Source organism: Methylophaga sp. UBA5088 (assembly GCF_002414625.1).
Taxonomy (GTDB): domain Bacteria; phylum Pseudomonadota; class Gammaproteobacteria; order Nitrosococcales; family Methylophagaceae; genus Methylophaga; species Methylophaga marina.
In genome coordinates, this window is the sequence record NZ_DIAC01000001.1 from 31,100 (window position 1) to 41,066 (window position 9,967).

Genomic DNA, 9,967 nt, shown 5'->3' on the forward strand with positions numbered 1-9,967 from the left:
AGCAGGATCGTTTAAAAGAAATTGAGGCATTCCGCACAAGTATTCCTGTAGAAGAAATACGGTCTCCCATAAGCTCTGTTGACCGTTACCTGATTCAACGTGCTCAAGACAACACATCTGTCGATCAATACATCAAAGCAAAAACATTATCTGAACAGGAAGCGGATGAAATTGCAGAAGAAGAGCATAATGAGTTGCTCAATATCTTTGTGGCAGAAGCACAACAACATATTTCAACACTGAAGCAAAGCCTCAACGATATCGCTTTTTCCAGACAAATCACTTCGCCAGTTTTACGCTCGGTTCACTCATTAAAAGGCTGTGCCAATATTGCCGGCATAAAAACCATGGCGATGATTGCCACAGAAATGGATCAAGCTGTTAAGCAACTCCATATGAACGATACTGTGCTTGATAATCATCAGATGACGTTGATGCATGAGGTGGTTGATGGCCTAGACAAACTGCTTGAACACGTGATGAATCAGAGCGAACAGCCTGACCTGATCACATTATCATCCTATATTTCTGAACTGACACCGTCTGGAGAAACGGCACTGGCACCAGTCATTGATCCTGAATTTCTGATGATCTTGCTGGAAGAAACGGATGAACTCCTTGAAGATTACATCAAGCAATTAAAACAGTGGCAATTGGTGCCCACGGATCAGGACAATCTGCTTGCCATTAGTTCAACCTTGCGGCAGTTAGAGCAAACGGCATCCGATGCACAACAAACCCTCATTGCAAACACGTATGCCAGCCTGAACAAGCTCATTAATCAATGCCATCCTCAAGATATTGGTTTAAATGCCTTACTGGAACAGGGGTATGAGCAGTTAAACCAGTTTATTGAAAGCTTATTACAGAATAAGCCGCTTTCCACCTCTGCCGATTTTTCTGCTCGGGTTGATAACTACCTAGCTCAAAAAACACGTCATCAGCAGGATATGGGCTTGGATGAAACAGACTACGCCATACCTGCAGATATGGATGATGACTTGCTGTCAGCCTTTGCCGCAGAAGCACAAGAGCTACTCGACTCAAGCAGTCAAATCATCAAAGCCTGGGTGAGCCATACTCATACTGAACAAGATATATTGCAGCTCCAGCGTGACTTACACACGCTAAAAGGAGGCGCAAGGCTGACGGGTATTTCACCTATGGCCGATTTGACGCATCAAATCGAAACATTAGTGTTGGCCGTCAGCGATGGCTTACAAGAAGCCGATGAGGATTTCTTTGATTTACTGCAACGCTGTCAGGATAAGCTGGCGGAAATGCAGGAACAATTAGCCAATCACCAGCCGGTGAAAACGGCATTATCTTTGATTGCCGAGATATCCACACGCACGGAAGGCCAGGATTTACATATTGAAGACAGACCGCTACCTGCACCAGAAAAAGTTAGACAAGCAGAAAGAGATATAGATACCGCGTCCGATATATTACCAGTCAGCCCGATTCAAACTGATACCCCACCAGCGCCTCAACATGTCGAGCAAGTCAGAGTTCGTGCTGATCTTCTGGATTATCTAACAAACTTTGCCGGCGAAGTCAGTATTTCGCGTGATCGGGTGACGCAACAACATATAGCACTGCGTCAGCAACTACACGAAATGGAAGAGACGGTTGCTCGTTTACATGATCAGCTGCGTAATTTGGAAATTGAAACGGAAACTCAGATTTTGTTCCGTTATGAAGATGAACGACTCAAGAATGAATCGGATTTTGACCCATTGGAGTTGGATCGTTTTTCCCTGATTCAACAGTTATCTCGGGGGCTAACTGAAAGCGTCATTGATTTACATGACATCAGTCACTCGATGGATACCTTGGTCAGGGAAACTGATGCAATTCTGTTGCAGCAGTCACGGCTTAATACCGACTTACAGCAAGGTCTGATGACCACCCGTTTGCTACCTTTCAGTGGCATTGTTGGTCGGCTTGAACGCATCGTCAGACAAACAGCATCTGAGTTAGGTAAAAAAGTCGAGTTAAAAATTCGAGGCTCTGAACTCGATATCGATAGAACGATTCTTGACCGCCTTGTCGCCCCATTGGAGCATATTCTTCGTAATGCGATTGCGCATGGAATTGAAGATAGCGAAGATCGGCTCAACCACGGTAAAGCAGCTAACGGTTTGCTGTCATTAGTTATCACACGTGAAGGTTCAGAAATTGTCATCAATATCAGTGATGATGGACAAGGAATCAATATCGATAAGGTGCGAGAAAAAGCCTTATCCATGAATCTTATCAACCATCATGATATGCCATCAGAAGATGAGCTGATTCAGCTGATTTTGAGCTCAGGCTTTAGTACCGCAAACAATGTCTCTCAGCTTGCTGGCCGAGGTGTTGGCATGGATGTTGTCAGCAATGAAATCCGCGGTATGAAAGGCCATCTTAGTATCAAATCTGAACGAGGCAAAGGTAGTACATTTACAATTCGTCTGCCATTAACCTTGTCTGTCATCCAGGCCTTATTAATTCGGATTCAGGATGAACAGTACGCCCTGCCTTTAAATACCATCACGGCAGGTGAACGTATCAGCGTTCGTGACATCAAATTAATGTTGGGCACACATAAACCACATTATGATTTTCAGGGCGAAAAATACCGGTTTATGCCGCTGAGTTCATTGCTCGATAAGCCACTATCATTATCTGATAATCTGAAACATCAAATGCCGCTGCTACTGTTTCGCTCTGGTGACTTACGCATTGCCTTGTTAGTGGATGATATTGTCAGCAACCGCGAAATTGTTATTAAATCTGTCGGTACACAACTTGGTCATATTACGGCCATCAACGGCGCCACCATTCTTGGGGATGGTCGGGTGGTCTTTATATTGGATATACCCACACTGATGGATAGTAGCCAGAATATTTCTCTGGATACTGACGATGCGATTAACCTTGAACGTGAACTCGAACAGTTACAAGACAGACTGCCAACCGCGATGGTCGTCGATGACTCTATTACCATGCGCAAAGCGACAGGCAATCTTTTACGTCGTATCGGCTTCGAAGTCATGACAGCTCGTGATGGCGTTGATGCACTATCGCAATTACATGAGCAGAAGCCCGACATTATTCTGTTAGACGTTGAAATGCCTCGCATGGATGGCTTTGAGTTCGCCTCAATTGTACGTAATGACCAAGAATTCAGGCATCTTCCAATTATCATGATCACCTCAAGAACAGGGAATAAACATCGTGAAAGAGCCCTGGAAATCGGTGTGAATGCCTATTTAGGCAAACCTTACCAAGAAGAAGAACTCATCTGGCAGATGCAGAAATTGCTGGGTAAAGTCAGTTTTCAGGAAACCACACAGTAGATGTCAGATATGGAAAAACCTGCCCAAGCTCAATTCGTGCACTGCATGCTGATTCCACTGCAGAAACATTACCTACTGCTGCCAAACAGCACGATAACGGAAGTGCTTCCAAAAGCAACGATTAAACAAGCGGCCACGAAGATGACGCCTTGGTTAGAGTGGGTCGAATGGCAACAAAAAAAATTAGCTGTTGTCGATCTTGAGACTTTACTCAAGCAAAATATAGAAACACTTTATCCTGCTAACAAACTGTGCATTATCGAAGGCATTAATGCTGATGCCGATATTGGGTATTATGCGATTCCTTGCACAGGTTCACCACAACTCATTACGCTAAACGCTTCGGCGCTTAAAATGACACACGACCAGAACAACTCTGATTATCTGTATTGCCAAATAAAAGTGGGTAATAAAGTGGCCTTTATTCCTAATCTTGATAAGCTGGAAATCGCCATAAAGAACGCAAATTTATCAGCTAAAAACGATTGAAAATTTATCATCTATTTACGTCATCAATCGCACTCATATTTTCTTTACAGATAGGCTGATTTTGTCTGCGTATATGGTTTAAGATAGGCCTCATGAACATTATCAAAACACTGCCGTTTTTCATTCTCTGTCTACTGATGAGCCCACTGGCTTATAGCGATAATGCTGTGCAACTAACTGAACAACGACATTTGTTCCAGCAAGCAAAAAAAGCGCTACAAGATAATCAAATATCACGCTATCAAATGCTACATAAACAACTTGATGGCTATCCACTACAAAGTTATTTACAGTATCTATATCTGAATGGACGCCTGAGTCAGGCCAGCAACGCTTCTGTCAGCGAGTTTTTAAAGAAAGAAGATGGCAGTTTCTATGCTGAACGTTTACGTATGTTTTGGCTAAATAAGTTAGCTCAACAAAATCGTTGGTCCGACTATTTGAATTTTTACCAGCCTCCACAATCAGCAACAAGGCAGTGCTATTACCTGCAAGCATTACTAGCCTCGGGTCAGAAACAAAAAGCTTTTGAACTTACGCCTGAGTTATGGCTGGTCCCCCACTCACAAGAAAAAGCCTGTGATCCCGTATTCTCAGCTTGGGAAACGGCGGGTTTATTAAACAATGATTTACGCTATCAACGTATGATGCTGGCCTTGCGTGCCAATCAATTCTCTATGGCGACTTATCTAGCTAAATCAACCGCCAATCCAGTAGATAATCAGCAGTTGGTGAAGCAGTGGCAAGCGATACATAATAATCCCCTCTCTGTATTCAACGGGCTTGCCAAGAATAGCTCATTAAGCGCTGATACGGCCCTCAATCGTGAAATGATTATTCATGGTTTGCAACGACTAGCCAGACGTTCGCCGGAGCAAGCATTCACTAGCTGGTCAAACATTAAAACGCGCTACAATTTTAGCCAACAAGATACGATTGAAGCTAGAAAAGCGATTGGAAAATGGGCCGCACTTAACCGTGATAAAAAAGCTTTGCGTTACTTTGGTGATATTCCAGGTGGTGAATGGCAGGTGCGTGCCGCATTATGGCAAAAAGACTGGAAAGCCGCTGAAAAAGCTATCAAATTGATGAATATTGATGAGCTGGGTACAACACGCTGGCAGTATTGGTTAGGCAGAAGTCAGGAAGCACTAGGGAAAAAGCAAGCTGCTAATCAAACATTTTCAGCCATTTTAGGTAAGCGCGATTATTACTCTTTCTTGGCTTCTGATCATCTAACCCAGCCTTATAAAATGAATCACCGCCCTATACCGGTGACTCAACAAGACATGGCAGCGTTAAAAAAACAATCTGCAATCCAACGCTTACATGAGTTCTATATACAAGGTATGCACTTGGAAGCACGCAGAGAGGCTTACCATTTGAAACAAACGCGGCCGGACCGTGAACTTCAAATGATTGCGATGCTGACTCACGAATGGGGTTGGCATAATCAAACCATCGCCTTATTGGGTAAAGCCCAATATTGGGATGCTTTAGATTTACGTTTCCCTGTCGTTTATGATGATGCCATGCGTCAGGCCAGTAAAGCACAAGGTTTAGATCCGTCATGGTTACTAGCCATCGCTCGTCAGGAAAGTGCGTTCAACCCAGAAGCCCGCTCACATGCTGGTGCAATGGGACTAATGCAGCTGATGCCTGATACTGGTCGCCTGATTTCTAAACTGATTAATCGTCCATTAAAACAGCTTAACGAACTGTATCGTCCAGAGCGTAATATCGAACTAGGTAGTGCTTATTTACGTCGCATGTATGATGAGAATCAACAAAATCCTGTATTAGCCACTGCCGCCTATAATGCAGGACCACATCGTGTCAGTAAGTGGTTACCTGATAATTCACTTGATGCTGATATTTGGGCTGAAAATATTCCATTTAATGAAACCCGGCACTATGTCCAAACGGTCATGAGCTATGCAGCTATTTTTGATAGTCAACGTAACCAATCAATTAAACCGTTGTCAGAAAGAATGCCTAGAATAAAATCGGAGTAAGGTCGTTATCGACACGATAAAAACGTATCTTGTTGGCGGTTGTGTTAGAGACAAACTGCTCGGAAAACCTGTCAAGGATCGTGATTGGGTAGTCGTTGGTGCCTCAACCAACTATATGTTGGAAAATGGTTACAAACCAGTAGGGAAAGACTTTCCCGTGTTTCTTCATCCTAAGACGCAGGAAGAGTACGCACTTGCCAGAACTGAACGCAAATCAGGACATGGTTATCAGGGATTTACCGTCCATGCTTCGCCAGACGTCACCTTAGAAGATGATCTCGCACGTCGCGATTTAACCATCAATGCCATTGCCGAATCACTTGATGGTGAGCTTATCGATCCCTTCAACGGCATTCGTGATCTTGAACAAGGCATTCTCAGGCATGTATCACCTGCTTTTGTAGAAGATCCTGTTCGGGTACTACGTATCGCTCGTTTTGCAGCTCGCTTCAATTTCACTATTGCCGATGAAACTCAACAGCTAATCAAACAAATGGTAGCCAGTGGCGAACTTGAACACTTGGTGGCTGAACGGGTCTGGCAAGAGTTATCAAAAGCATTACAAACAGAACAACCTTCCGTATTTTTCACTAGCCTCAGACAGGTGAATGCGCTATCCACTTTATTCCCTGAAGTGGATCGTCTGTTTGGTGTGCCACAAATACCCAAATGGCACCCTGAAGTTGATACTGGTGTGCATGTGATGATGGTTATCGATCAGGCTGCAAAGTTAACCGAAGATCTGGCTGTCAGATTCTCTGCTTTATGCCACGATCTGGGTAAAGGTCTGACACCAAAAGATATATTGCCCAGTCATACCGGTCATGAAGCGACAAGTATTAAGCTGACCCAACAGTTATGCCAGCGCTTGAGAGTACCTAAAGATATCAGTTCGCTTGCCGCAAAAGTGGCAGAGTTTCATACCGATGTTCACTTATTATTTGAGCTTGATGCCAGTCGGGTTTTAGAGGTGCTTGAAAGTTTGGATAGCTTCCGCCGTCCTCACCGGTTTGAACAGTTTTTATTGGCAGGTGAAGCGGACTTTCGTGGTCGACCAGGGTATGAAACCGCCGATTATCCTGAAAAAGATGCCTTTTCGGCTTGTTATCAATACGCTGCCGAGGTCGATATCAAACCATTACTTGATCAAGGTTTAGCAGGCGAGCAAATCAAATCGGCAATTCGCCAACATAGACTCAATGCAATTGAGGGGGTCTTATCCCACTACCGAGCAGCGCCATGACCTTGCATAAGCCAGCCCTTCATCACGTATAATCTAATGAACCTTTTTTTCGACTCTATCTATAGGACGTTACAATGAGCACAGACATTTCAGCCAAATGGACCAGTGTAAACGCTGCCTGCCAACCATTAGTGGATGCCTTAATTGATAATGCTGAAGCATTACAACTTGAAATCAGCACCTTAAGCAATGGCACTCGGGTGGTTGATGCTGGCATTAACTGTAACGGCGGGCTGGAAGCCGGACGTCTTATTGGTGAAATTTGTATGGGTGGGCTGGGTACGGCCACCATGGGTACCAACAGTGGCTTTGCCAACTGGCCATGGTCAGTTAATGTCCATGCTAAGACCCCCGTTTTAAGTTGCCTCGGCAGTCAATATGCCGGATGGAGCTTATCTCATAAAAGCGAAGACAGTAAGTTCTTTGCTTTAGGCTCTGGCCCCGGTCGTGCGCTGGCAGCTAGAGAAGAAATTTTCAAAGAATTTGGTTACAAAGACGAAGCTGAATCAACCGTCATTGTTCTGGAAGTGGATAGTTTCCCGCCAGTAGAAGTGGCTGAAAAAGTGGCCAATAACTGTGGTATTAAGCCTGAAAACCTCACGTTCATCTTGACGCCTACCTCGAGTCTGGCTGGTGTGATGCAAATTGCTATCCGTGTCCTGGAAGTCGCCATGCATAAAGCACACGAACTGCATTTCCCGTTAGAAAAAATTGTTGATGGTTATGGCTCAACGCCAGTCGCGCCTCCAGGTGGTGACTTTATGACTGCCATGGGCCGCACTAATGATGCAATTTTATTTGGTGGTCAAGTACATTTATTTGTTGATGCTACAGATGAAGAAGCGAAAGATCTGGCTGAAAAAATGCCTAGTAATACTTCATCAGACTATGGCCGTCCCTTTGCCGACATCTTTAAATCTTATGAATATGACTTTTTCAAAATTGATGGCATGTTGTTCAGTCCAGGTAAAGTGATTGTGACTAGCACAAAAACAGGTAAAAGCTTCACTGCTGGTGAGCTGAATCAGGAATTACTCAATCTTTCTTTCGGACTTTAAATCACTATGGCGTCAAACCGCCTTGTTATTTTTAACGATACCCACGGCTGGCACAGTGAACAATTAACACATTCACTGAGCCAGTTTGGTATCGAAGCAGTGTTAACAGACTTAGCGGCATGTCGAATCGATCTAGACTCCCCGACCGGTTTGTTTATTCCCGGCTTTGAGAATGAATTACCCGCCGCCGCAATGGTTCGAGGTATTGCGCCAGGTTTTCTCGAACAAATCACCCTTCGCATGGATGTCCTGCATACCTTAGCTGAATTGGGAATTCCTGTTTTTAACCCAGCAACGGCTATCGAATACACGGTAGATAAAGCCAGAACATCATTACGCCTGCATCAGGCTGGATTGAGCACGCCAAGAACCTGGGCATGCGAAGACAGCAATATGGCCAAACAGATCATTACCCGAGAATTGAATATGGGTAATATAATCGTGATGAAACCGTTATTCGGCTGCCAAGGTAAAGGTATCACCTTAATCGAAGATTTATCGCAATTCGAACAACTTCCTCCTGTTGGTGGTGCTTATTATCTGCAGGAATATATTGCACCAGAACTTGAAGGTATCTGGCAGGATTGGCGTCTATTGGTCATTGATAATGAAGTCTGCGCCGCCATGAGCCGACGCGCCAATAAATGGATAACCAATTTTGCTCAAGGAGCCAGCTGTTTTGCTACCACGGTCACCGAAGAGATGAGGCAATTAGCTGTCAAAGCGACGGCAGCAGTGAATGCAGACTATGCCGGTGTCGATCTGATCAGGGATAAAAATGGACACTTTACCGTGTTAGAAGTGAACAGTGTTCCAGCTTGGAAAGGACTCTATCAAGCTACCGGAACGGATGTGGCTATGCACCTGGCTAAAGCATTAGTCAAACGTATTGAACAAAAACAAGCGACCCATGCTCTCTGAGTCAGATTTAAAAGACGCTGTATTCTGGGCCTGTGAGCAAGAGGTCTCTGCCCCCAAACCCGGTAATGTTAATGTCATCAGTGATGGGCATAATATGGTGGTGGAAGATTTTATTAAAAGTGCTCACGCTATCGCCCCGGTTATGGCAAAACCTGATTTGACCGTAGGTGAACGTATTCTGCAATCGATTCAGGCAACCCGACGTGTTGTCAACTGCAATACCAACTTAGGTATTGTTTTACTGTTTGCACCACTGTGTCAGGCTGTTCAGTCGTGTGAAACCTTTGACGAACTTCCAGAACGTCTTCAAGTCGTACTCAATAATCTGACTGTAGATGATGCCATCGATTGCTACCAAGCCATTCGTTTAGCTGAAGCGGGTGGACTAGGTAAACAAGACCAACAGGATATCAGCGCAGTACCAACCATTACCTTGCTTGAAGCGATGGATTTAGCAAAAAATCGTGATCAAATTGCCCAGCAATATATCAATAATTTCAACACGCTATGGGATCTGAGTTTGCCATCATTGACAAAAGCGATAAATTCTGGGGAAAGTGTTGAATGGGCAACGGCTTTCGCGTATCTTAAGTTGTTATCGAAGGCGTTGGATAGCTTGATATCCCGTAAGCAATCCACTGCGCTGGCAACCAAAGTCAGTGAGAGAGCAAAACAGTTTGTGATCCAAATAGAAGAAACGGGTACTGTAGAGACCCATTTTGATGCACTCACTCACTGGGATAAAGAATTAAAAGAGAAAGCAATTAATCCAGGGACATCGGCTGATCTTATTGCAGCCACCTTGTTGCTTTATAAATTTAAGCAATTGCTTTCTTTTAATGAATTTCAGTACCACGAAGCATTTAGCGGACGGCACTGAGCAGGTGATACGTTCCT

At 44.2% G+C, this 9,967-nt stretch carries 7 protein-coding genes; all 7 read left to right on the forward strand.

Annotated elements, in window-relative coordinates; all coding sequences use genetic code 11:
- On the forward strand, positions 1–3,344 hold a 3,344-nt coding region (locus B4K20_RS00155), incomplete at its 5' end, for a response regulator (RefSeq protein ID WP_289281422.1).
- Entirely contained in the window at positions 3,345–3,833 is a 489-nt protein-coding gene (locus B4K20_RS00160) for a chemotaxis protein CheW (protein ID WP_289281423.1), read from the forward strand.
- 92 nt (positions 3,834–3,925) lie between these two features.
- Positions 3,926–5,848: a transglycosylase SLT domain-containing protein gene (locus B4K20_RS00165; RefSeq protein ID WP_289281424.1), complete on the forward strand. Its 1,923-nt coding sequence runs from the start codon at positions 3,926–3,928 to the stop codon at positions 5,846–5,848.
- A gap of 16 nt (positions 5,849–5,864) precedes the next feature.
- On the forward strand, positions 5,865–7,091 hold the full coding sequence (locus B4K20_RS00170; protein ID WP_289281426.1) for a multifunctional CCA addition/repair protein: 1,227 nt from the start codon (positions 5,865–5,867) through the stop codon (positions 7,089–7,091).
- A gap of 74 nt (positions 7,092–7,165) precedes the next feature.
- The gene (mch, locus tag B4K20_RS00175) at positions 7,166–8,149 is read left to right on the forward strand and encodes a methenyltetrahydromethanopterin cyclohydrolase (protein WP_289244094.1); all 984 of its coding nucleotides are present in this window, start codon (positions 7,166–7,168) and stop codon (positions 8,147–8,149) included.
- Between the two features lie 6 nt (positions 8,150–8,155).
- A complete protein-coding gene (locus B4K20_RS00180; RefSeq protein ID WP_289281425.1) occupies positions 8,156–9,070 on the forward strand; it encodes an ATP-grasp domain-containing protein in 915 nt (304 codons plus the stop codon).
- On the forward strand, positions 9,060–9,950 hold the full coding sequence (locus B4K20_RS00185; RefSeq protein WP_289244096.1) for a triphosphoribosyl-dephospho-CoA synthase: 891 nt from the start codon (positions 9,060–9,062) through the stop codon (positions 9,948–9,950). The genes B4K20_RS00180 and B4K20_RS00185 overlap by 11 nt, the downstream gene beginning before the upstream one ends.
- Positions 9,951–9,967: the final 17 nt, after the last annotated feature.

Excerpts from the sequence above, each read along its gene's own strand:
- B4K20_RS00165 (WP_289281424.1), top strand. The coding sequence starts at position 3,926 with ATGAACATTATCAAAACACTGCCGTTTTTCATTCTCTGTCTACTGATG.
- mch (WP_289244094.1), top strand. The coding sequence starts at position 7,166 with ATGAGCACAGACATTTCAGCCAAATGGACCAGTGTAAACGCTGCCTGC.
- B4K20_RS00185 (WP_289244096.1), top strand. The coding sequence starts at position 9,060 with ATGCTCTCTGAGTCAGATTTAAAAGACGCTGTATTCTGGGCCTGTGAG.
- B4K20_RS00160 (WP_289281423.1), top strand. The coding sequence starts at position 3,345 with ATGTCAGATATGGAAAAACCTGCCCAAGCTCAATTCGTGCACTGCATG.
- B4K20_RS00180 (WP_289281425.1), top strand. The coding sequence starts at position 8,156 with ATGGCGTCAAACCGCCTTGTTATTTTTAACGATACCCACGGCTGGCAC.